This window comes from Phocaeicola salanitronis DSM 18170 (assembly GCF_000190575.1).
GTDB classification, from domain to species: domain Bacteria; phylum Bacteroidota; class Bacteroidia; order Bacteroidales; family Bacteroidaceae; genus Phocaeicola; species Phocaeicola salanitronis.
The window spans coordinates 816,258-838,705 of sequence record NC_015164.1 but is presented as its reverse complement, the minus strand read 5'-3'; the positions used below and the strand labels follow the sequence as shown (position 1 = coordinate 838,705).

Sequence of the window (22,448 nt, the reverse complement as noted above, 5' to 3'; positions counted from 1 at the left end):
GAAATGAAAAAAGTTGTATTTTTGCGGAAACTTAATTAGATAGCTCAGAAGAAGAGATGAAAACGATAGGCATTCTTACGTTGTTATTATTAATAGGTATAAATGGGTCTGCCCAGACTGGTGCGGATTCGGTGAAAGTAGATAGTATATCTGTCATTGAAATAAAGAGTGATTCGGTGTCGGTGCCTGTGCCCGATTCGTTGGCGAACCTTGTGGGCTCTGCCCAAGATACTCTTGTCCCTGTGGTCAAGAAACCGGTATCCGTTTCGGTTAATGCGAAGGTAAAGAGATGTTTTAGGGCTTTTCTTGCCCGATACCGTAAGGAGAGCCAGGTAATGTCCGACCGTTGGGATGATATTTTCATACCGCATGCTCCGGCATGGATACGTTCGGACGCTGACTATTTTAAACTTGCCATGCCTGCTACTTATTATTCTGCTGCCATTGAGCAAGCGATGTCCATAGACGGCTGGAAGCCGGATAATCCCTATGTCGCAGAGAATCCGGTCCGTGATTCGGTTTTTCAGGTGCCTCGCCTTACGCGTACGGCTGACGTAGACCGTGCGGTAAACAGGCAGCTTTTAAGCTTTTACCTGGAATACCCTTATTTGGTCCGGAAGAACGAAAATGACCTGAAAGGGCTGGAGCCTTTGTCTGACAAGATGGTGATACGCAAGCCTCGGAAAAACAAGGTGATGCCGTTGCTTGTGCCGGAGAGGGAACACTCGATGGCTGAGAAAGACCTGCTGGTGATTAAGCCCAACTTTTGGACGATTTCAGGGAACGGGTATATGCAGTTCTCTCAAAACTACATCTCGGACAACTGGTATAAAGGCGGTGAAAGTACGGTGTCGCTCTTGTCGGGAATGACGTGGCAATTCAATTATGACGATAAGCAGAAGATTCAGTTTGAGAATAAAATCGAGTGGAAGTTAGGGTTCATCACTGCGCCTTCGGATACGGTGCACCAGTATAAGACGAGTGAGGATATGTTACGCCTTAGCTCCAAGTTGGGATACAAGGCGTTTTACAACTGGTATTATACGTTGTCGGCCGAGTTTAAGACGCAGTTTTTCTCTAAGTACGATACCAACTCGGACAATCTGGTCTCGGCTTTGTTCTCGCCTGCCGAGTTAAACATCGGTCTGGGTATGGACTATAAATATATAAAGGATGGCGTATGCAATCTGTCTGTATTGATAAATCCTTTCAACTATTCGCGTTATAGTGTGGCGAGCGATAGGGTAGACCCTACTAAATTCAATATTAAGGCGGGGCATAGAGTGGAAAACCAATGGGGTTCGCGTCTGGAAACCACTTTGAAGTGGAGCATCATCAATAATCTGTTGTGGGAGTCCCGCCTATCGTATACCACAAATTACGAAAAAGTGTTAGCTGAATGGGAAAATACGTTTACCTTTGCATTCAACAAATACTTCTCCACGAAGCTGTTCGTTCATGCCCGTTTCGATGATTCGGTAACGCTTGAAGAGGATAATGACAGTTATTTCCAGCTTCAGGAGCTGCTGAGCTTGGGGTTTAATTATGCATGGTGAAGAATAACGGATTTAAGGACTAAAAAATTGGAATATGATTTCATTCGTTCAGGTTCTCGATTTTATCGGAACATTTGCTTTTGCGATTAGCGGCATCCGTCTGGCATCCGCCAAGCGGTTTGACTGGTTTGGTGCATACATCGTAGGATTGGCTACGGCTATCGGAGGCGGGACGTTGCGCGACGTGATGCTGAATGTCACGCCCGTGTGGATGACCGACCCCATTTATCTGATATGTACGGCGTTCGCCATGTTTTTCGTCATTATATTCGGCAAGTATCTGATTCACCTGAATAATACCTTCTTTTTTTTCGACAGCATCGGCCTTGCCTTGTTTACCGTAGTCGGTTTTGACAAGACCATTGCATTGGGTTTCCCGTTTTGGGTGGCAATCATCATGGGAAGCGTCACGGGTGCCGCGGGCGGCGTCATCCGCGATGTATTCATTAACGAGATTCCCCTGATATTCCGCAAGGAGATTTATGCGATGGCATGTGTGATTGGCGGGCTTTTCTATTGGATATGCTTGCAGATGGGGCTGGAAGCTTATCTCTCGCAGATTATCGGTTTTGTGACGGTGCTGGTGGTCCGCATTCTTGCCGTAAAATACCAGATTACGTTGCCTATATTGAAAGGAGACCCAGCCAACGGGCAAAAAAAGGAATGAAAAGATTGTTAAAACGCTTGACCGGTCAGAGTTTGTTTATATATTTGTGTCGACAAGATTGTCGAACAATGCAGCCGATAGGAGTAAAACGATGAAAACCAACGAACAAAATACGGAACAGGCCATTCTGGAAGCGGCGGAAGCCGAATTCTTGGAGAAAGGGTATGACGGGGCGAAGATGCTGGCTATTGCCCGGCGGGCAGGCGTGGCGCATTCGATGCTGCATTATTATTACCGGAGCAAGGAAAAACTGTTTCAGGCGGTCATGTTGCGGAAAACACGCGAGATAGTCCCCTTGTTCCGCGGAATCTTCGAACAAGGCTTGCCTTTTGAAGAGACATTGAACCGCATCCGGGAGGAGCGCGACCGGTATCTTTTGTCGCAAGTCCCCCAAATGCCTTATTTCCTTTTGTCGGAAATGTTGTTGAAACCCGGAAACCGGGCGATGGTGATTGGCCTGCTCGAACGGATTGAGGCGGTCCAGCGGGTCAAGGAGATGCTGGAAGCAGAGGTAGAGGCGGGAAGAATCCGTCCCATCCGCTTCGGCGATTTCTTGTTTATGTTGCTTACGCTCGATACTTCTTCATTAACGGCTATCTCCGTTTGTCGGGGGAAGGAAGGGATAGAAACGGAAGTGGCGCAGAGATTAATGGCATCATACCGTGAGCACAACATGCAGCTCATCCTTGAAGCTTTGAAACCTTAATTTTTTTGCCTTTGCATCGACAGGATTGTCGAACAATACAGACGATAGGATAAATAAACCAATAAAACGATGGATATGCGAATAAAGACAATCACTTTCTTCCTCGCGATTGCGCTCTATGTCCCCAGCTTCGCCCAGCTCAGCATCGAAGCGTGTTACCGGAAAGCGCAGGCGAATTATCCGCTTATCAAGCAATATGGCCTGATAGCGAAAACGGAAGAATACAATCTTTCGAATGCAGCCAAGGGGTATCTGCCTCACGTGACGTTTTCGGCGCAAGCCACTTACCAGTCGGAGGTGACGGAAATCCCTATAGACTTTGACGCCATTGGATTGACGGGTGTCGAGATTCCTGCGCTGAGCAAAGACCAGTATAAAATGGAGCTTGCCCTGAACCAGACGCTTTGGGACGGCGGGGCGATACGCTCGGAAAAGAAGACACTCCGCACGCAGGCGGAAGTGGACCAGCGGAACATGGATGTAACCATCTATGCCATCAACGACCGGGTGAATCAGCTTTATTTCGGGATTCTCCTTGCCGAAGCCCAATTGGCGCAGAACAAGGTGCTGCAAGCCGAATTGCAACGGAATTGCGACCAAGTGTCTTCGTACATCAAGAACGGCATCGCCAACCAGTCGGACCTGGACGCCCTCCGGGTAGAGCTGCTCAAGGCGAAGCAGACAGAAGCCCAGTTCAGGCATACCCGGCGCGCTTACGTGGCGATGCTTTCCCGGCTCATCGGCGAGGAAATCGGCGAGCAGACCCGTTTCGTGAAGCCCGAAGCCGTGCGTCCGCTGGCGGTGGAGAACAACCGTCCCGAACTGGGGCTGTATCAGGCGCAGATACGGAACCTGGAGGCACAGGATAGCCGCATCACGGCAGGGATGATGCCCAAGCTGGGCTTGTTTGTTACGGGAGGCTATGGAAATCCCGGGCTGGATATGTTCGAAGACAAGTTCAAGGCGTATTACCTGGCGGGCGTAAGGCTTTCGTGGAACCTCGGGAGCCTTTACACCCGGAAGAACGACCGCAGGAAGGTGCAAACGGGCATCCGCTCCATCGAGACCCAACGGGAGACATTTCTTTTCAACACGTCACTCGATGTCGCCCAGCGCAATGCCGCTATCGACAAATATTTCGACCAGCTGGAATACGATGACGAGATTATCGCCTTGCGAGGTTCCGTGAAGCGGGCTTCGGAAGCCAAGATGGCGAACGGCACCTTGTCGGGAACCGACCTGACGCGGGATATCCATGCCGAGCAATCCGCCATTCAGGACAAAATCCTGCACGAAATCGAATTGCTGCTGGCTATTTATAACCTGAAATATGTGACCAATACCGGGAATAAGTGAATGTGCAAAATTAATTGATATGACGAAGAAACGCAGATTTTCGCAGATTCACGCAGATTGAATGGATAATTATAGTAAAACAAAATTGGTTTGCGAAAAAATCTTGATGTATTGTCATCCTGAACGAATGTGAAGGATCTCGTGTACATCCACGTGGGCGCATCCGAGATGCTTCACTTCGTTCAGCATGACAAATGATTTTTCGCAATTCATTTCTGATTGACTATAAATGATTATCCGCGCTAATCTGCGTTAATCCGCGTTTCAAAACAGTCTATTAATACAACCTAATTATAATTAGTTACTTAAATACAGGAGAAGATGAAAACGATACATGCTTATTATGCAGCCATCGGTTGGGTGGCATTGCTCGCTTCGTGTAAGGGAGGAAGCGGGGACTATGATGCGTCGGGGGTGTTCGAGACCACCGAAGTGACCGTTTCCGCAAGGGGAACGGGCGAGATTATGCGCCTGGACGCCGAGGAAGGGAATCAAGTGGAAGCCGGGCAGGCGGTAGGCTATATAGATACCGTCCAGCTTCACCTGAAGAAAGAAGAACTTTTGGGAAACCTGATGGCTACGGACAGCCGCCGCTATGATGTGGGAAGGCAAATCGCTTCGCTCCGCCAGGAAATAGCGACGCAGAAGCGGGAACAACAACGCTATGAGAATCTGGTGTGCGAGAAAGCTGCCAACCAAAAGCAATTGGATGACATCCGTTCGGGGCTTGCCGTCCTCGAAAAACGGCTTGCCGCGCAGGTCGAGACCTTGGAGAACGGAAACCGGAGCGTAAGCGGGCAGGTCTTGATGCTGGAAGCGCAAATCGGGCAAGTCGAAGACCAGATAGCGAAATGCGTCATCACCAGCCCCGTGAAAGGAACGGTGCTTGCGAAATATGCCGAGCAGGGAGAGCTGGCGGCGCAGGGACGGAGCCTGTTCAAGGTAGGCGACCTTACCGATATGTACCTCCGTGTGTACATCACCGCTCCCCAGCTGACTACGTTGAAGGTAGGCCAGCAGGTGAAGGTATATGCCGATGAGGGGGAAGACGGAAGGCGAGAATACACCGGCACGGTGTCGTGGATAGCCGGTAAGGCGGAGTTCACTCCCAAAACCATTCAGACCCGTGACGAGCGTGCCAACCTGGTGTATGCCGTAAAGGTAAGGGTAAAGAACGACGGATACATCAAGAAAGGGATGTATGGGGAAATCAAGATAATTGACAATTAACAATTAATAATTAACAATTAATAATTAACAATTAATAATTAACAATTAATAATTGGGGCATGCCGGATTGGCAATCCAAAAATCGTAAAATCGTAAATAAAAAAACATGAGCGCGGTAATAGTGGACCAGTTATACAAGGCATACGGCAAGGTGCAGGCACTGGACGGTGTGAGCTTTTCCGTAAACGAAGGCGAACTGTACGGCATTATCGGACCGGACGGGGCGGGGAAGACCACGCTTTTCCGCATCCTCACCACCTTGATGCTTGCCGACCGGGGGCAGGCGCAAGTGAAGGGGTACGACGTGGCAAGGGATTACCGGAAGATACGGAACATCATCGGGTATATGCCGGGCAAGTTCTCGCTCTACCAGGACCTGACGGTGGAAGAGAACCTGCAATTCTTCGCCACGGTATTCAACACCACCATCGAAGAGAACTATCACCTGATAGCGGACATCTACCGGCAGATCGAGCCGTTCAAGCACCGGATGGCAGGCAAGCTCTCGGGAGGCATGAAACAGAAGCTGGCGCTAAGCTGTGCCTTGATTCACAAGCCCGAAGTCTTGTTCCTCGACGAGCCGACCACGGGGGTCGACCCCGTCTCGCGCAAAGAGTTTTGGGGGATGCTGCTCAACTTGAAGAAGCAGGGCATCACCATCCTTGTCTCTACGCCTTACATGGACGAAGCGACCCTGTGCGACCGCATCGCCCTGGTGCAAGGAGGCGCTTTTTTGGAAGTGGATACACCCCAGGGCATTGTGGCCCGTTATCCCTCTACGCTTTTGGCGGTGCGTTCGGGAAAGATGCACCGCCTGCTGGGCGATTTGCACGGCTATCCGTACGTGAATACTTCGTTTTCGTTCGGCACGGCATTCCACGTCACGCTTGCCGCGGAAGGTTCTCCCGAAGCGTTGAAAGCTTATCTCGTGCAAAGGGGACATCCCGATGTAGAGGTACAGGTGATTCCGCCTTCGGTAGAAGATTGCTTTATGTTGTTGTCTCATGGAACACAGAGACACGGAGACACAGAGAAGGATTTGTCCTTTGCTCTTCAATAAAAGCCTCTGTGTCTTTGTGCCTCTGTGTTCCATATAAAAATATCATCATGGAAGAAAATGTAATTTATACTCATGAGCTGACCAAACGCTTCGGGACATTTACCGCCGTCGACCGCATCTCGTTCGAAGTGAAGCGGGGCGAGATATTCGGATTCTTGGGAGCCAACGGGGCAGGGAAGACCACCGCCATGCGTATGCTTTGCGGGCTGAGCATCCCTACTTCCGGACGGGGGAGCGTGGCGGGATTCGACATCGCTTCGCAAACGGAGGAGGTGAAGAAACACATCGGCTACATGAGCCAGAAGTTCTCGCTCTACGAAGACCTGAAGGTGTGGGAAAACCTGCGCCTGTTCGGAGGCATCTACGGAATGAAGGACAAGGAAATCGCCCGGAAGACCGATGAGATGCTTTCCGGACTGGGCTTCGAGGCCGAACGGAATACCTTCGTCCGCTCCTTGCCCCTCGGCTGGAAGCAGAAGCTTGCCTTTTCGGTCTCTATTTTCCACGAGCCGCGGGTGGTCTTCCTCGACGAGCCTACGGGAGGTGTCGACCCCGTGACGCGCCGCCAGTTTTGGGAGCTTATCTACCGTGCGTCGGACAGAGGCATCACCGTATTCGTCACCACCCACTATATGGACGAGGCGGAGTATTGCGACCGTGTCTCCATCATGGTGGACGGAAGGATAGAAGCGCTGGATTCGCCCGCCCGCCTGCGTGAGCGGTTTCATGCCGCCACCATGGACGAGGTGTTCCAGCAATTGGCGCGTAGGGCTGTCCGTAAGTCAGATTAAGAATAAGTTGAATAAAATGCGAAAAATCCGTATGATTCTTTCTATTGAACACAGAGGCACAGAGACACGGAGAAAAATTTATTTTTATGAATATCCGCAGTTAGCCAATGTAGGGGCGGGGTTCGCCCGCCTATATGTGTCCACGTGGATGTTTTCAGGCAGGCAAACCCTGCCCCTACAAGTTATTGGTATAATGTACGATTTACTATTTCAAGGATTTAGAGCCTGTTTAAATTTTGCTCAGGTTAATTTTGCGAATTGTTTTCGAGGATGTTTTCCTGATTTTATGAGGAGGATAGCGGGCTATCTGACGAATAAAATCGGGAAAACAGACCGGAAACAAACGCAAAAGAACCTGATAGAATATTACTTTATTGGAAAATTTAAACAGGCTCTTAATTGTACTTCGTAAATTGTATAGTCAATCAGAAATGAATTGCGAAAAATCATTTGTCATGCTGAACGAAGTGAAGCATCTCGGATGCGCCCACGTGGATGTACACGAGATCCTTCACGTTCGTTCAGGATGACAATACATCAAGATTTTTTCGCAAACCAATTTTGTTTTACTATAAAATCGTAAATAAGGCTCTGTGTCTTTGTGTCTCTGTGTTTAATTCCATTTTTCGTAAACCAATTTTGTTCCATTATAATTCAGAAAGAGCATGAAACAATTCCTTTCATTTGTCCGAAAAGAGTTCCGCCAGATATTCCGCGACCGGCGGACACTGCTTATCCTGCTCATCATGCCGCTGATGCTGGTCTTGCTGTTGGGATATGCCATCAAGACGGAACTGAACGATGCGCGGGTGGCGGTGTTCGACCCCTCTAAAGACGTGGAGACCCGGCGCATCATCGAGCGCCTGCAGGCGAGCGAGTATTTTACCGTGGTCCGCGAGCTTGATTCGCCCGCCGGGATAAACGAAGTGTTCCGCGACGGAACCGCCGGCTTGGTGGTGGTCTTCAGCGAGGAGTTCGCTTCGGGGCTTCCCCGTGGCGAAGCGGGTATCCAGCTGATAGCCGACGGAACCGACCCCAACCAGGCATCCCTCCTGACGAACTATGCGCAGGGCGTGCTTGCCGCTTACCAGGCGGAACGGATGGAACAATACCGTGTCCCGATGCGGATAGAAACCGTCTCGCGGATGCTTTACAATCCGCAGGGCGAGAGCGCTTACAACTTTGTGCCCGGCGTGATGGGCATCGTGCTGATGCTTATCTGCGCCCTGATGACCAGCGTTTCCATCGTACGCGAGCGCGAGACGGGTACCATGGAAATCCTGCTCGCTTCGCCGATGAAGCCCCTTCATATCATCCTCTCGAAGATGACGCCCTATTTCACCCTGTCGGTGACCAACGTCGTGACGATTCTCCTCTTGGCGGTGTTTGTGATGGGCGTGCCCATCCGTGGAAGCCTGGGCTGGCTGGCACTGGTATCCGTAATCTTCATCATTGTGGCGCTCTCGTTGGGGCTGCTCATCTCTACGCTGGTCGATTCGCAGGTAGCGGCGCTCTTGTCTTCGGGCATTGGGCTGATGATGCCCACGCTGGTCTTTTCGGGCTTGATATTCCCGTTAGAGAGCATGCCCCTTGCCCTGCGCTGGATAGCCGACATCATCCCTGCCCGTTGGTATATCTCGGCGATGCGCAAGATTATGATTCAGGGTGTGGACGTGTCGTGCTTCGCCACCGAGCTGGGCGTGCTCGCCCTGATGGCGGCGGTGCTGGTCGCCGTATCGTGGAAGAAATTCAAGGTGCGGCTTGAATAATTATTGAACGCAGAGGCGCAAAGACGTCTCTTGTCACGCCGGATTCCTTGTCACGCCGGATTTGCAATCCGGCGTAAGTAAAGAATCGGATTTGTAATCCGAAACCATTTGCCGATGATGCGGGCGTGATGTAAATAAGCATGTAGTAGAGACGTCACATTGTGGCGTCTCCCCAGCCGCAGGGATGCTATATGTTTAATGAATATCCGCAAACATCCCATGTAGGGGCGTATCGCATACGCCCGAATGCGCCAACTAATCCACGTGGATGTTTTCAGGGCGTATGCGATACGCCCCTACATGGCAATTAGGTAAAAATACGGAATTCATATATGATTTTTCGCATTTCATTTTTTGATTGACTATATAAATCCTAAAGACGTATGCTGAAATATTTATTGGAAAAAGAGTTCAAGCAGATACTTCGCCACAAGTTTTTGTCGAAGATGATTATCGTGATGCCGATTATGACGATTGTGTTGTTCCCTTTCGTCACCAATCAGGACGTGCAGGACGTAAAGCTGGCGGTGGTCGACCAAGACCATAGCCCGCTGTCCGGGCGGCTGGTGCAGAAGGTGTCCGATTCGGGCTATTTCCGCCTTGCCGATGTGTCGCCCGCCTATGGCGAAGCGATGCGGAGCATCGAGACGGGCGATGCCGACATCCTGTTCCAGATTCCGCAAGATTTCGAGCGCGGCATTTATCGCGACGGGACGGCGCAGGTGATGATTGCCGCCAATTCGGTGAACGGTATCCGGGGCACCTTGGGAGCGCAGTACCTTGCGTCGGTGGTGATGGATTACAATCAGGAGATACGTGCGTCTGAGGGCGTATCGGGCGCCGCATCCGTGATGCCCGTCCCCGATGTGCGTGTCCGGTACCGTTTCAATCCCGAACTGGAATACAAGGTCTTCATGGTGCCGGGGCTGATTATGATGCTGCTCACCATCCTCGGGTGCGCGCTGACCGCCCTGAACATTGTGGGCGAGAAAGAGGTGGGCACCATCGAGCAAATCAACGTGTCGCCTGTGCCGAAGCGGCTTTTCATCCTTGCCAAGCTGATGCCCAACTGGGCCATCGGGTTCGTTGCCCTTGCGTTCGGGATGACGTTCGGCTGGGCGGTGCATGGGGTGGCGCCGGAGGGCAGCTTGCTTACGGTTCTCCTGTTTACGGCGGTTTACGTGCTGGTGGTCACGGGCATCGGCATGGTGATATCCAACTATTCGGACACGATGCAGCAGGCGATGTTCGTGATGTTTTTTTTCATCATCATCATGCTGCTGACTTCAGGGCTTTTCACGCCCGTAGACAGCATGCCGCTCTGGATGCAGCGCGCCACCGCCATCAATCCCTTGCAATATTTTGCCGAGGCGATGCGCCTTGTCTACCTGAAGGGGAGCGGCTTCACGGAAATGCTTTCTCCCTTCTGCTGGCTCTGCGGCTTCGCTCTCGTGTTCAACGTATGGGCGGTGGTGAGCTATAAGAAGAAAAGCTGAGCGGTTTTTTATTGACGATTTAGCTATTTACGATTTTGTCATTGTCACGATTGTCATTTGTCACGATTGTCATTGTCACGATTGCCACGATTGTCACGCCGGATTTGCAAATCCAGCGTGACGATACGCGACAAAACCTGAAACGCAGATTAGCTCAGATTCACGCGGATTATTTATTTTATAGTAGAACAAAATTGGTTTGCGAAAATACGGAATGCAGTAGAGACGTCACATTGTGGCGTCTCCCCAGCCGAAGGGATGCTATATGTTTTTGTATGTGAATGTCTTGCGGATGCATTCAGAGACGCCACAATGTGACGTCTCTACTAAAAAAACAGGCTATAGTTTTTCGCAATTCATTTCTGATTGACTATATTATTTAATCTGCGGAAATCTGCGTTAATCCGCGTTTCAAAATCGTAAATCGTAAATTCAGTGATAATAAAATATTTCCTCAGTGTGCCTCAGTGTCCTCTGTGGTGAAATAATATCATCGTCTTAATTCCCAGAACGCTACGGCGGATGCTGCCGCCACGTTGAGCGAGTCCACCCCGTGCGCCATCGGGATGCGCACCGTGTAGTCGGCTTCGGCGATGGTGGCGTGCGGAAGCCCGTCGCCTTCGGTGCCCATCACCAGTGCCAGCCGCGGTTCTTGCTTGAGGGCAGGCGTGTCGAGCGGGACGGAGTCGTCCGAGAGTGCCAGGGCGGCGGTGCGGAAGCCCAGGCGGCGCAGGGCGGCGAGGGGAGCGTCGGCCCACGTCCACGGAATGAGGAACACCGAGCCCATCGAGACACGCACGGCACGGCGGTTCAGCGGGTCGCACGAGTCGGGGGTGAGCAGCACCCCGTCGATGCCCAATGCGGCGGCAGAGCGGAAGATGGCACCGATGTTGGTCGTGTCGGTCACCCCGTGAATCACCACGATGCGCCGTGCCCCGCCGCATACTTCTTCCACGCTTTTCACCGGCGGCCGGCGCATGGCGCAGAGCACGCCGCGTGTCAGGGTATAGCCCGTAAGCCGGGCGAGCAGCTCGCGTCCGCCGGTGTAGACGGGTATGTCCGGGCATCGGGCAAGGATGTCGGCGGCGTCGCCCGCAAGGTGCTTCCGCTCGCACAGCAGTGCCAGCGGCTCGTAGCCCGCGTCCAGCGCCACGCGGATTACTTTCGGGCTTTCGGCGATGAACACGCCCTTCTCCGGTTCCAGCCGGTTGCGCAGTTGTGCCTCGGTCAGTGCGCCGAACAGCTCCACCCCCGGCTGCTCCAGCGACGTGATTTCGATGATTCGTTCCTTCTCCATAATTTGTTTTTGTGTAGGCAATTCAAACTTGTCAACTGCTGCCTTGTCGCCTAAAAGCCTTGTTGCCTATAATGTTCCTCCCTCTCTCCTCTGCAAAGATAAGAAATTTTTTCCATACGGCAATGGATTTGGAACAGGTGGGCGTAAAAATCTGTTAACTGATTATCGTTTTTCTATCTATATTGCTGAAAATGAGAATTATATAAGATGTAAAAATGTTATTTCTATGCTTGTATTATCGTGACAATGACAAATGACAAAATGACAATTAACAAAGTGATGTAACGCACCACGAAGAAGAAAAGAGAATTGTAAATTAAATTATATTATATATATATTATAATATATATATAATATAATTTATAATGTCGCTCACCTGCCATTAAGGCATTTTCCGGAAAAAAGTTAATTGTCATTTGTCATTTGTCATTGTCATCATTATGCTTATATCTTGCATATATCACGCATCTATATGCAAATTCCGGTATATATAGCTCCGCGCGCCTGTGCAAATGGTTGCATCTCAGCGGTTTAAACACAACTTGGCAAAAAAAATAATTGCCGATTGTCAAATTTCCATTGTCCATTGCCTAATATCCATTGCCAATTGAAAAATTTTTCGTATCTTTGTGGAGTGAATCCTCCCTCACTATTCCCCTCTCCATACCGACATACATGCCGAGACGGTGTCTGTTTGACAGAGGGGGTCTCTGCGCAAGACAACAACGACCTACCTTGAAAGCAGGTCGTCTCTGAGATAAGGTAGTTTCAAACCACCCTATCCCGCAGGATGACCTTACTTGAATTAAGGTCATCGGGAAGACGATAGGAGTTGAAACCATGCCGTGCGCAGGGGTGTTTATCGGATAAATCCCCCTCTTGCATCCGCACGTAAGACGAGGTCGTTTCAACCGGCCTCATGTACGTGGGATGAGGTTGTTTCAAACTACCTCATCTCTGAGACGAGGTAATTTCAAATTACCCTGTCCCGTGGGATGACCTTGGTTGAAACAAGGTCGTCTATACGTGGGCTTTCCCTACCCACCCTCCGGCAAGTGCCGCGGCGATGCCTGCCGCCACGCTGGCAAGGGTGTAGAGCGCGAAGGCGGCGTAATGCCCCTGGCGGAGCAGCGTCAGGCTCTCTTGGCTGAAGGTGGAGAAGGTGGTGAACCCTCCGCAAAGCCCCGTGGTGAGGAAAAGCCGTGTCTCGTCGGAGAAGCCGAAGCGGGCGGAGAGGGCGTAGAACAGCCCGATGAGGAAGCTTCCCGCCACGTTGACGCCGAGCGTAGCCCACGGGAAGAAAAGGGGAGGGATGCGCCCGTTCATCACCGCCTGCACCCCGAAGCGCATCACGCTTCCGATGCCGCCTCCCAAGAATATGGTTATCAATGCGTTGGACATGTTGTTTGTTTACGGTTTTATTATTTACGGTTTTTTTGAAACGCGGATTCACGCGGATTTCCGCAGATTGTATTTTTTATTCATGTAGGGGCGTATTGCATACGCCCTGAAAACATCCACGTGGATTAGTTGACGTATTCGGGCGTATGCGATACGCCCCTACATGAGGGATGTTTGCGTGAATCAGCGTTCCGCGCATCCGTTTTCGGGGCGCAAAGGTACAAAAATATAGGCCTTTTTCCGGTGGATTTGAATGAAAAAAGCGGCGCAAATGAAAATAGTCTGCGGAAATCCGCGTGAATCTGCGTTTCAGAAAATAGGTTTCCGCATCTTCTTGTGCACCGTAAAAACCGAATATTTTCGTTGTTGTCCTTAAGAGCCTGTTTAAATTTTGCTCAGGTTAATTTTTCGAATTGTTTTCGAGGATGTTTTTCTGATTTTATGAGGAGGATAGCGGGCTATCTGACGAATAAAATCGGGAAAACAGACCGGAAACAAACGAAAAAGGACCTGATAGAATATTACTTTATTGGAAAATTTAAACAGGCTCTTAAATTTTGTATGGTTTTTCATAGATTTATTGTAACTTTGCGCATCAAAAACAAGGAAAACATCAAAACATACTTAATATGAATATTTCGTATAACTGGCTAAAAGAATACGTCAACTTCGACTTGACCCCCGAACAGGTGGCGGCGGCGCTTACCTCTATCGGGCTGGAAACAGGCGAAGTGGAAGAAGTCCAGTCGATTAAAGGAGGGCTGGAAGGCTTGGTCATCGGAAAAGTGCTGACCTGCGAGTCGCATCCCAATTCTGACCACATGCACATTACGACGGTCGACTTGGGGCAGGGCGACCCCGTGCAGATTGTATGCGGGGCGTCGAACGTAGCCGCAGGGCAAAAGGTGGTGGTAGCTACCTTGGGCACCAAGCTGTATGACGGAGACGAGTGTTTCACCATAAAGAAATCGAAACTCCGGGGCGTGGAATCGAACGGCATGATTTGTGCCGAAGACGAAATCGGCATCGGAACCAGCCACGAGGGCATTATCGTGCTGCCCGATGACGTGGAGCCGGGCACGCTTGCCAAGGATTACTACAACGTGAAGAGCGACTACGTGCTGGAGGTGGACATCACGCCCAACCGCGCGGATGCCTGCTCGCACTACGGCGTGGCGCGCGACCTGTACGCCTGGCTCGTGCAGAACGGGCATGAGGCGGAACTGAAGCGCCCTTCGGTAGAGGCGTTTGCGGTAGACAATCACGACCTGGACATTGACGTGGTGGTAGAGAACACCGAGGCTTGCCCGCGCTATGCCGGCGTGGTGGTAAAGAACGTCACGGTGAAGGAAAGCCCCGAATGGCTCCAGGCGAAGCTGAAAGCCATCGGCTTGCGCCCGATTAACAACATTGTGGACATCACCAACTACATCCTGCACGCTTACGGCCAGCCGATGCACTGCTTCGACGCCGACAAGATAAAGGGTGGCAAGATTGTGGTGAAGACCGTGGCGGAAGGCACTCCGTTTGTGACGCTGGACGGCGTGGAGCACAAGCTTTCGGACCGCGACCTGATGATATGCAACGCCGAAGAGCCGATGTGTATCGCGGGCGTGTTCGGCGGACTCGATTCGGGCACTACCGAAGAGACCCGCAACGTGTTCTTCGAAAGCGCTTATTTCCATCCTACGTGGGTGCGCAAGACCGCACGCCGCCAAGGGCTGAGCACCGATTCTTCGTTCCGTTTCGAACGGGGCATCGACCCGAACGGCGTGATTTATGCCCTGAAAGAGGCGGCTATCCTGGCGAAAGAGCTTGCGGGAGGTGAAATCGCTTGTGAAATCAAGGATAACTATCCCAGCCCGATAGCCGGCTTCCCGGTAGAGCTTCCGTATGCGTATGTCCGTTCGCTGATTGGCAAGGAAATCCCTGCCGAGGTGATAAAGCGCATCGTTTCGAGCCTGGAAATGGAAATCACGGGCGAGACCGGAGAAGGGCTTTCGCTGGTGGTGCCTCCTTACCGTGTGGACGTGCAGCGTCCGTGCGACGTGGTGGAGGACATCCTGCGCATCTACGGATACAACAATGTGGAAATCCCCACTTCGGTAAAGGCGTGCCTGAGCGTGGAAGGAGCCGAAGACAAGTCGGTGAAGCTCCAGAACCTCGTGTCGGAGCAGCTGGTGGGATGCGGGTTCAACGAAATCCTGAACAACTCGCTCACCTCCGCTTCGTATTACGAAGGGCTGGAAACGTATAAGCCCGAAAACCTGGTGCGGCTGATGAATCCGTTGAGCAACGACCTGAACGTATTGCGCGGCACCCTTCTGTTCGGCGGGCTGGAAAGCATCGAGCACAACGCCAACCGCAAGAATGCCGACCTGAAGTTCTTCGAGTTCGGCAATTGCTATCATTATAATGCCGGAAAGCGGAACCCTGAAAAAGCGCTCGCGCCTTACTCCGAAGAACTGCACATGGGCTTGTGGGTGACCGGCAAGCGGGTAAGCAACTCGTGGGCGCACGCCGATGAGGACTCGTCGGTGTACGAGCTGAAGGCATACGTGCTGAACATCCTGCGCCGTCTGGGCGTGAACTTCGGCGCGCTGGTGTTCGGCACCTTGAGCGATGACATCTATGCCGCCGCCCTGTCGGTGCATACCCGTGGCGGAAAGTTGCTGGCTACGCTCGGCATCCTGCACAAGAAGCTCCTGAAGATGTTCGATATCGAGAACGAAGTGTATTATGCCGACCTGAACTGGAGGGAGCTGATGAAGGCGGTCAAGAACAACGCGGTGACTTACAAGGACATTTCCAAGTATCCTGCCGTGAAGCGCGACCTGGCGCTCTTGCTCGACAAGCAGGTGCAATTTGCCGAAATCGAGAAAATCGCCTACGAGACCGACAAGAAACTCTTGAAGCGCGTAGAGCTTTTCGATGTGTACGAAGGCAAGAACCTCGAAGCCGGAAAGAAGAGTTACGCGGTGAGCTTCACCCTGCAGGACGAAAACGCCACGCTGAACGACAAGCAGATAGACAAGCTGATGAACAAGCTGGTGCAGAACCTGGAAACAAAGCTGGGAGCGAAATTGAGATAAATTTTTTAGGTGATGTTATAGAACACAGAATACACAGATAGCACAGAGGAACACAGAATATAAACAATCAAAAAGAATTGCGGGGAAAGCACTTGTCATGCTGAACGTAGTGAAGCATCTCGAATGCACCCGGTGGATGTACGCGAGATCCTTCACATTCGTTCAGGATGACAATACATCAGGATGACAATACATCGGAAATTTTTCGCGAACTAATATTGTTCTGCTATAGATAAAAGTCTGTGTTTGTCGGTGCTTGTCTGTGTAGTCTGTGTTCTTTGGGTCACCTCATAAAAACAACAACATTTAAAATATATAATCCAATGGGAAGAGCGTTTGAATATAGAAAAGCTACAAAACTGAAAAGATGGGGCCATATGGCCAAAACATTTACTCGTCTGGGAAAACAAATCGCCATTGCCGTAAAGGCGGGCGGACCGGAACCCGAAAACAACCCGACCTTGCGTTCGGTCATCGCTACCTGCAAGCGTGAGAACATGCCGAAAGACAACATCGAGCGTGCCATCAAAAACGCGATGGGCAAGGACCAGAGCGAGTACAAGGGAATGACTTACGAAGGATACGGCCCGCACGGGGTGGCTATCTTCGTCGATACGTTGACCGACAATACTACCCGTACCGTTGCCGATGTGCGTTCGGTATTCAACAAGTTCGGCGGAAACTTGGGTACGACCGGTTCGCTGGCTTTCTTGTTCGACCACAAGTGTGTGTTCACTTTCAAGAAGAAAGACGGGCTGGATATGGAAGAACTGATTCTCGACCTCATCGATTACGATGTAGACGATGAATACGATGAAGACCCCGAAGAAGGCACTATCACGATTTATGGTGACCCGAAGAGCTATGCTGCCATCCAGAAGCATTTGGAAGAGTGCGGGTTCGAGGATGTAGGAGGTGAATTTACTTATATTCCGAACGACCTGAAGGATGTGACTCCCGAACAGCGCGAAACCATCAACAAAATGGTGGAACGCCTGGAAGAGTTTGATGATGTGCAGACGGTATATACCAATATGAAGCCCGAAGAAGGCGAGTGATGTTTGTAATTAATAATTAACAATTAATAATTAATAATTAATAGCCAATGACGGGAACATACGTTGTGTCGGAACATCCGCCATTATCAACTATTAATTATTAATTGTTAATTAAAAGAGAGGCTGGTCTCGTTTTAAGATAGCCTCTCTTTTGATTTGCATATTTCTTCTTTTATTTATTCCGCCTTGTTTTCCTTCTTGGCTGTGCTTGCTTTTTTAGCCGTAGCGGTTTTCTTTGCGGCCGGTTTCTTTGCCTCGGCTTTTTTCAACTCTGCCTGAAGCTTAGCCACCTCTTCGTTCAGCTGAACCAGTTCTTCACCTTGATTCTTGATGGTCGTAAGCAATGAACCCAGTTCTTCATTATCCATGTCTACCGGATATAATGCGTTGACACGTGCCAGGAAGTCTCCCAAGATGTTCATATAGTTGGTAAATGCATCGTAAGGCGAATCGTAAATGCCGCGGTTCAGTCCTACGCCGGTATCTTTCGTAGTCATGAAGCGGAAGTTATTGCTTGCCTGCAGATAATACCAGTCTTGCTTGATGCGGCGGTCATCGCACAGGTGTACGCGTTCTGCTACGCTGTACAATTTATTGAAGGCTTCGCGTTGCATAACGTTGCCCAACCACGGGCTGATGTCTCTTTCTTCGTCCGACCATGACATCGGGTAGGGAACATCCATCATGTCTACCGATTTCAGTTTAGTCACGATTTCGGTCGGAGTAGAGAACGTGATTCCTTTCTGTTTTGCGCATACCGGCAATGCCTTCAAGAACTCCAGGATATTGGATGAAAGCGGCTGGGCGATGCCCAATGCGGAGAGTTCCATGAAGATATTGATGACTTGCTCGTTTTCGGGCAAGGATGCAATCCAGTCGATATAGGTATCGGCAAACAACGGATATTCGCTCCATTCCGAGTTGGAGAACCGCAGGCTGATGTCATCGGAAAGCTTGAAGTCGCGCATCAGCAATTTCAGGTTCGGATTCTCGGTGCAATGATACAGGTAGTGAGGGCTCTTCCATCCCAACACGTGCTTTGCGCCTTCAATCAGCTGGCCTTTGAAGCCCATGCTGGCAACGATTCCACCTATTTCATTGTCGTAAATCAAGCTGGAATTGCGGAAGATTTTCGGGTCTTGTCCGAAATAGTCTTTGATTTTCTTGCGCATCACTTCTACTTCTTCGCGGAAGCATTCTTCGTTTGCCAGAGAAGACAATCCGTGAGAATAAGGCTCGCAAATGAACTCGCAACATCCTGTAGCATTCAGTTCCTGCAAGAGTTCGATAACGGCTGGGGCATGGATTTCCAATTGTTCGAGTGCCACTCCGGAGATGGACAAGGCAACTTTGAACGCTCCCTCGTTATTTTTAGCCATTTCAATCAGGGTCGTCAAAGCCGGAATATAAGAACGTTCCGCCACGTCGTTTATACCCTGTTCGTTGGCATAGTCATCATAGTAGTAATGGTCTGTACCGATTTCGAAAAAACGATAACGTTTCAGGTGGATAATCTGGTGTATCTCAAAGTAAAGACAGATTGTTTTCATATTGATTTCGTATAATTATAGTTGTCCACAATTTTTTAAAGTCTGTTCATATAAGCCGCGAATCTTCACGCCTACTTTTTCCCATACGATGCCGTCTACCTCTTTCTTTCCTTCATCGCGCAGGTATTCGTATAGTGCCGGATTGGTGCAAATGGAATGGATGGCATCCGCCATGGCATGGATATCCCAATAATCGGTCTTGATGCATTTGCTCAAGATTTCGGCACATCCCGATTGCTTGGAAATAATGGTAGGCACACTGCATTGCATCGCCTCAAGCGGAGAGATGCCGAACGGTTCGGAAACCGATGGCATGATGTACACATCGCTGGCTTTCAGCACTTCGTACACTTGCTTTCCTCTCATAAAGCCTGGGAAATGGAAGCGGTCGGCAATGCCTCTTTCGGCAGCCAGACGAATCATGGCATTCATCATATCGCCGCTACCTGCCATGACGAAACGTACGTGACGGGCACGTCTCAATACCATAGCTGCTGCTTCTACGAAATATTCAGGACCTTTCTGCATGGTGATACGCCCCAGGAAGGTGACAATTTTCTCTTTCGGATTCTTGTGCGGAACAATGTCTTGAATCTCTTGCGACAACGGGGATACAGCATTATGTACGGTAAATACTTTGCGCGGGTCTTGGTAGTACTTATTGATGACCGTTTGGCGCGTCAGCTCGCTTACGCACATGATGCAGTCTGCATGGTCCATGCCATTCTTTTCGATGGAATAAACCGTCGGGTTTACGTTACCCCGGCTTCGGTCGAAGTCGGTGGCGTGTACGTGGATAACCAATGGCTTTCCCGAAACCTGCTTCGCGTGAATACCTGCCGGATAAGTCAGCCAGTCGTGCGAATGGATGATGTCGAACTCTTGCTGGCGTGCCACGACTCCTGCCACAATGGAATAATTGTTGATTTCTTCGTGCAGGTTATCCGGATAGCGTCCTGAGAACTCCAGGCATCCCAAATCGTTGGTGTGCATATAGTTGAAGTCGGCATAGATATGGTCGCGCAAGTCATAATAGAGTTGCGGGTCCATGTAGTTTCCTACGCGGCTTTTTACGTAATCCCATTGTACGTCGTGCCATACGATAGGTACGCTGTTCATGCCGATGATTTTCAAGAAGCTTTGGTCTTCATCTCCCCATGGCTTCGGTATGCAGAAGGTAATCTGCATGTCCTCTTGTTGCGCTAAACCTTTGGTAAGTCCGTAACTGGCTGTACCTAAACCTCCCAAGATATGGGGAGGAAATTCCCATCCAAACATTAAAACTTTCATAGTATTTCCTCCCTTTTACTGATTGTCATATTTTTCTAACAGATTTAAAGTTCTCAATATTTGAGCCACGTTCATGGCGAACGAAATGGCTCCTCTGCCTCTGAATGGCGGGTTTCCGTCGAATAATTCAGGAATAGAGCCTACGCAATGGAGTGACAATTCGTCTTCGAAGCTAATCATCTGACGTTCTACGAACGAAATGGCACTGCGCTTGTAGATGCGCAGATAGGCTTCGAGATAGAATCCTTCCAGCCAGGGCCATGCCGTACCTTGATGGTAAGCGTAATCGCGTTGGATTTGCGGGCCTACATAATTCGGGTTGTATCCTCCGCTCTTCGGGCTTAATGAGCGCAAACCTTTCGGGGTGAGCAATTCTTTTGTCACGATGTCGATTACGCCTTTCTTTTGTTTTGCATTCAATGGAGAGTAATCGAAGGCTGCGGCGAAAATCATGTTCGGACGCACGCTCCAGTCCATCATGTCTCCATCTACGTAATCGAGCAGGTAACCGTATTCGTTCAAGAATGTGTCAATGAAAGCCTTTCCTGCTTTTTCTGCCAATTGGGTTAAGGTTCCGGCAAATTCTGTATCGCCTCCTTCGCCCAGCAATTCTCCGACAAACATCAACGCGTTATACCACAGGGTATTGAATTCGACGATATATCCTGTACGCGGAGTAACCGGACGGCCGTTCGACATTGCATTCATCCACGTAATGGCTTTGTCTCTGCCTTGGGCATATACCAGTCCGTTATCACACACTCTCAGATTCGGATGTTTCCCTTCGGCAAGATACGTCATGATGTCCTTCAATAATGCCCCGTATTTGCTTCGTGCCGCATCGCGTGATACCATTTTCGCGTATTGCTGGATAGTCCATACTGCCCATAACAATACATCCGGATGTTCCATTTCGTAGACTTTCAGCGTTGCGGGTTCGCCTTTCATGAATTCGTAAATCGCTTTAGATGCCGTGTCCATCACCGTTTCGAACTTGTCCGTTTCGTTGATGGCAAGCATCAGCCCCGGCAGAGAGATGAACATGTCACGTGCCCGGCATTTGAACCATGGGTAGCCTGCCAAGACGTATGACTCGTCTCCTTGTTTGTTCAGGAACTGGTGGGCGGCATTAATCAGGCAATGCTTGAAATTGTCGCGCGGAGTACGGCGGTCTGCTTCTTCCGAGAAGAGCTGGTCCAGGTTAGCGGTTTCAATTTCCGAAATGCCTCCCGAGAACACAACCGGATGGTCTTTGGTGATTTCCATTTCGAAATACCCCGGCACATACAGGTCTTCATTGAAGTCGTATCCGCGTTCTTGTTCTTTCGGATACTCTATGCCCCGGTACCAATCCGGCTGGAAATGGAATTCGTTCGGGCAATTGGTCTGCATGAACAATTCGGGATATCCCGGATACATACATGTTTTGATTCCGTTTTTTACTGCATCATATTGCCGGCTTGCCTGTGCGTTTTCATGAGTGTACTGACGTACGCTACGGAAAGCTAAATACGGACGCAAGCGAAGGGTCGTACTGGAATGGGCATCCAGCAAAGTATAACGGATCAGGATTCGGTTCTCGTGGTGGACGAATAATTTCTCTTTCTTCAATACCACTCCTCCTACACGATAAATAGTTGTAGGCACTTTCTCGCACTCAAATTCACGGATGTATTTATGTCCGCGCGGGCTGAAATTGTCTCCATGGTATTTATGGAGCCCTAAATTGAATTCTGCTCCATGCTGGATTACCGTTTCATCGAGCGAAGATAGCAATACATGGTTCTCGTCATCCAATTCCGGAACCGGAATGACTAATAGACCATGGTATTTGCGAGTGTTACAGTCTACTATCGTAGAGCAATGATACGCACCAGAACGATTCGTCCGAAGGATTTCACGAGTCAGAGATTCTTCCAGATTCGTCATCAGCGTTTTGTCAAATCGTAAATAACTCATAGCTGTTATATTAAGGTTATTAATTCTCTAAAAAAATGTTATTTCATTAGCACCTCAAAATTAATAATTAAATAAACAACACAAAATGAAATTACTCTTTTTTTTTATTTTCACATAAAAAAAAGCATTTATGGCCGTTTTAGCGCGCTTTTTTTACAAAAACATCACGT

The 22,448-nt window shown here is 49.9% G+C and carries 15 protein-coding genes and 1 pseudogene; 11 read left to right on the top strand and 5 right to left on the bottom strand.

Annotated features, from left to right (window positions below):
• Positions 1–56: 56 nt before the first annotated feature.
• From BACSA_RS03860 to BACSA_RS03815, 9 genes and pseudogenes are all read left to right on the top strand, one after another.
• Positions 57–1,556 carry a DUF3078 domain-containing protein gene (locus BACSA_RS03860; protein ID WP_013616811.1) on the top strand — a complete coding sequence of 500 codons (1,500 nt, stop codon included), beginning with the start codon at positions 57–59 and terminating at the stop codon, positions 1,554–1,556.
• A gap of 34 nt (positions 1,557–1,590) precedes the next feature.
• Positions 1,591–2,223: a trimeric intracellular cation channel family protein gene (locus BACSA_RS03855; protein ID WP_013616810.1), complete on the top strand. Its 633-nt coding sequence runs from the start codon at positions 1,591–1,593 to the stop codon at positions 2,221–2,223.
• Positions 2,224–2,314: 91 nt separating this feature from the next.
• Positions 2,315–2,929, top strand: coding sequence for a TetR/AcrR family transcriptional regulator (locus BACSA_RS18850; RefSeq protein ID WP_013616809.1), 615 nt, complete (start codon positions 2,315–2,317; stop codon positions 2,927–2,929).
• A 69-nt stretch (positions 2,930–2,998) separates the two neighbouring features.
• Complete coding sequence (locus BACSA_RS03845) at positions 2,999–4,285, top strand: TolC family protein (RefSeq protein ID WP_013616808.1); 1,287 nt, start codon at positions 2,999–3,001, stop codon at positions 4,283–4,285.
• A gap of 321 nt (positions 4,286–4,606) precedes the next feature.
• Positions 4,607–5,515 carry an HlyD family secretion protein gene (locus BACSA_RS03840; RefSeq protein ID WP_013616807.1) on the top strand — a complete coding sequence of 303 codons (909 nt, stop codon included), beginning with the start codon at positions 4,607–4,609 and terminating at the stop codon, positions 5,513–5,515.
• 106 nt (positions 5,516–5,621) lie between these two features.
• Entirely contained in the window at positions 5,622–6,575 is a 954-nt protein-coding gene (locus BACSA_RS03835; RefSeq protein ID WP_013616806.1) for an ABC transporter ATP-binding protein, read from the top strand.
• 62 nt (positions 6,576–6,637) lie between these two features.
• A pseudogene (locus BACSA_RS03830) lies at positions 6,638–7,366 on the top strand (ABC transporter ATP-binding protein); the annotation flags it as partial.
• A gap of 665 nt (positions 7,367–8,031) precedes the next feature.
• Positions 8,032–9,135, top strand: coding sequence for an ABC transporter permease (locus BACSA_RS03820; protein ID WP_013616803.1), 1,104 nt, complete (start codon positions 8,032–8,034; stop codon positions 9,133–9,135).
• A gap of 383 nt (positions 9,136–9,518) precedes the next feature.
• Positions 9,519–10,631 (top strand): ABC transporter permease, encoded by a 1,113-nt coding sequence (locus BACSA_RS03815; protein ID WP_013616802.1) that lies wholly within the window; start codon positions 9,519–9,521, stop codon positions 10,629–10,631.
• 490 nt (positions 10,632–11,121) lie between these two features.
• Here the strand turns inward: BACSA_RS03815 and BACSA_RS03810 are convergent, their stop codons facing one another.
• Together BACSA_RS03810 and crcB are read right to left on the bottom strand one after the other, a co-directional pair.
• Positions 11,122–11,928, bottom strand: coding sequence for a TrmH family RNA methyltransferase (locus BACSA_RS03810; RefSeq protein ID WP_013616801.1), 807 nt, complete (start codon positions 11,926–11,928; stop codon positions 11,122–11,124).
• 1,020 nt (positions 11,929–12,948) lie between these two features.
• Complete coding sequence (gene crcB, locus BACSA_RS03805; protein ID WP_013616800.1) at positions 12,949–13,329, bottom strand: fluoride efflux transporter CrcB; 381 nt, start codon at positions 13,327–13,329, stop codon at positions 12,949–12,951.
• Between the two features lie 629 nt (positions 13,330–13,958).
• Between crcB and pheT the strand changes: the two genes are divergently transcribed.
• Positions 13,959–16,421 (top strand): phenylalanine--tRNA ligase subunit beta, encoded by a 2,463-nt coding sequence (pheT, locus tag BACSA_RS03795; protein WP_013616798.1) that lies wholly within the window; start codon positions 13,959–13,961, stop codon positions 16,419–16,421.
• A 323-nt stretch (positions 16,422–16,744) separates the two neighbouring features.
• Positions 16,745–17,479: a YebC/PmpR family DNA-binding transcriptional regulator gene (locus BACSA_RS03790; RefSeq protein WP_013616797.1), complete on the top strand. Its 735-nt coding sequence runs from the start codon at positions 16,745–16,747 to the stop codon at positions 17,477–17,479.
• Between the two features lie 176 nt (positions 17,480–17,655).
• On the opposite strand, the gene BACSA_RS03785 is transcribed toward BACSA_RS03790, so the two are convergent.
• The 3 genes from BACSA_RS03785 to BACSA_RS03775 are packed head-to-tail and all read right to left on the bottom strand — an operon-like array spanning position 17,656 to position 22,278.
• Complete coding sequence (locus tag BACSA_RS03785; protein ID WP_013616796.1) at positions 17,656–19,029, bottom strand: glycoside hydrolase family 57 protein; 1,374 nt, start codon at positions 19,027–19,029, stop codon at positions 17,656–17,658.
• 15 nt (positions 19,030–19,044) lie between these two features.
• Entirely contained in the window at positions 19,045–20,319 is a 1,275-nt protein-coding gene (locus BACSA_RS03780; RefSeq protein ID WP_013616795.1) for a glycosyltransferase family 4 protein, read from the bottom strand.
• A 15-nt stretch (positions 20,320–20,334) separates the two neighbouring features.
• The gene (locus BACSA_RS03775; protein ID WP_013616794.1) at positions 20,335–22,278 is read right to left on the bottom strand and encodes a glycogen debranching enzyme N-terminal domain-containing protein; all 1,944 of its coding nucleotides are present in this window, start codon (positions 22,276–22,278) and stop codon (positions 20,335–20,337) included.
• Between the last annotated feature and the right edge of the window lie 170 nt (positions 22,279–22,448).

Bases quoted from the DNA above. Each gene is read 5' to 3' on its own strand.
- BACSA_RS03860 (WP_013616811.1), top strand. From the start codon at position 57: ATGAAAACGATAGGCATTCTTACGTTGTTATTATTAATAGGTATAAAT.
- BACSA_RS03855 (WP_013616810.1), top strand. From the start codon at position 1,591: ATGATTTCATTCGTTCAGGTTCTCGATTTTATCGGAACATTTGCTTTT.
- BACSA_RS18850 (WP_013616809.1), top strand. From the start codon at position 2,315: ATGAAAACCAACGAACAAAATACGGAACAGGCCATTCTGGAAGCGGCG.
- BACSA_RS03845 (WP_013616808.1), top strand. From the start codon at position 2,999: ATGGATATGCGAATAAAGACAATCACTTTCTTCCTCGCGATTGCGCTC.
- BACSA_RS03840 (WP_013616807.1), top strand. From the start codon at position 4,607: ATGAAAACGATACATGCTTATTATGCAGCCATCGGTTGGGTGGCATTG.
- BACSA_RS03835 (WP_013616806.1), top strand. From the start codon at position 5,622: ATGAGCGCGGTAATAGTGGACCAGTTATACAAGGCATACGGCAAGGTG.
- BACSA_RS03820 (WP_013616803.1), top strand. From the start codon at position 8,032: ATGAAACAATTCCTTTCATTTGTCCGAAAAGAGTTCCGCCAGATATTC.
- BACSA_RS03815 (WP_013616802.1), top strand. From the start codon at position 9,519: ATGCTGAAATATTTATTGGAAAAAGAGTTCAAGCAGATACTTCGCCAC.
- BACSA_RS03810 (WP_013616801.1), bottom strand. From the start codon at position 11,928: ATGGAGAAGGAACGAATCATCGAAATCACGTCGCTGGAGCAGCCGGGG.
- crcB (WP_013616800.1), bottom strand. From the start codon at position 13,329: ATGTCCAACGCATTGATAACCATATTCTTGGGAGGCGGCATCGGAAGC.
- pheT (WP_013616798.1), top strand. From the start codon at position 13,959: ATGAATATTTCGTATAACTGGCTAAAAGAATACGTCAACTTCGACTTG.
- BACSA_RS03790 (WP_013616797.1), top strand. From the start codon at position 16,745: ATGGGAAGAGCGTTTGAATATAGAAAAGCTACAAAACTGAAAAGATGG.
- BACSA_RS03785 (WP_013616796.1), bottom strand. From the start codon at position 19,029: ATGAAAACAATCTGTCTTTACTTTGAGATACACCAGATTATCCACCTG.
- BACSA_RS03780 (WP_013616795.1), bottom strand. From the start codon at position 20,319: ATGAAAGTTTTAATGTTTGGATGGGAATTTCCTCCCCATATCTTGGGA.
- BACSA_RS03775 (WP_013616794.1), bottom strand. From the start codon at position 22,278: ATGAGTTATTTACGATTTGACAAAACGCTGATGACGAATCTGGAAGAA.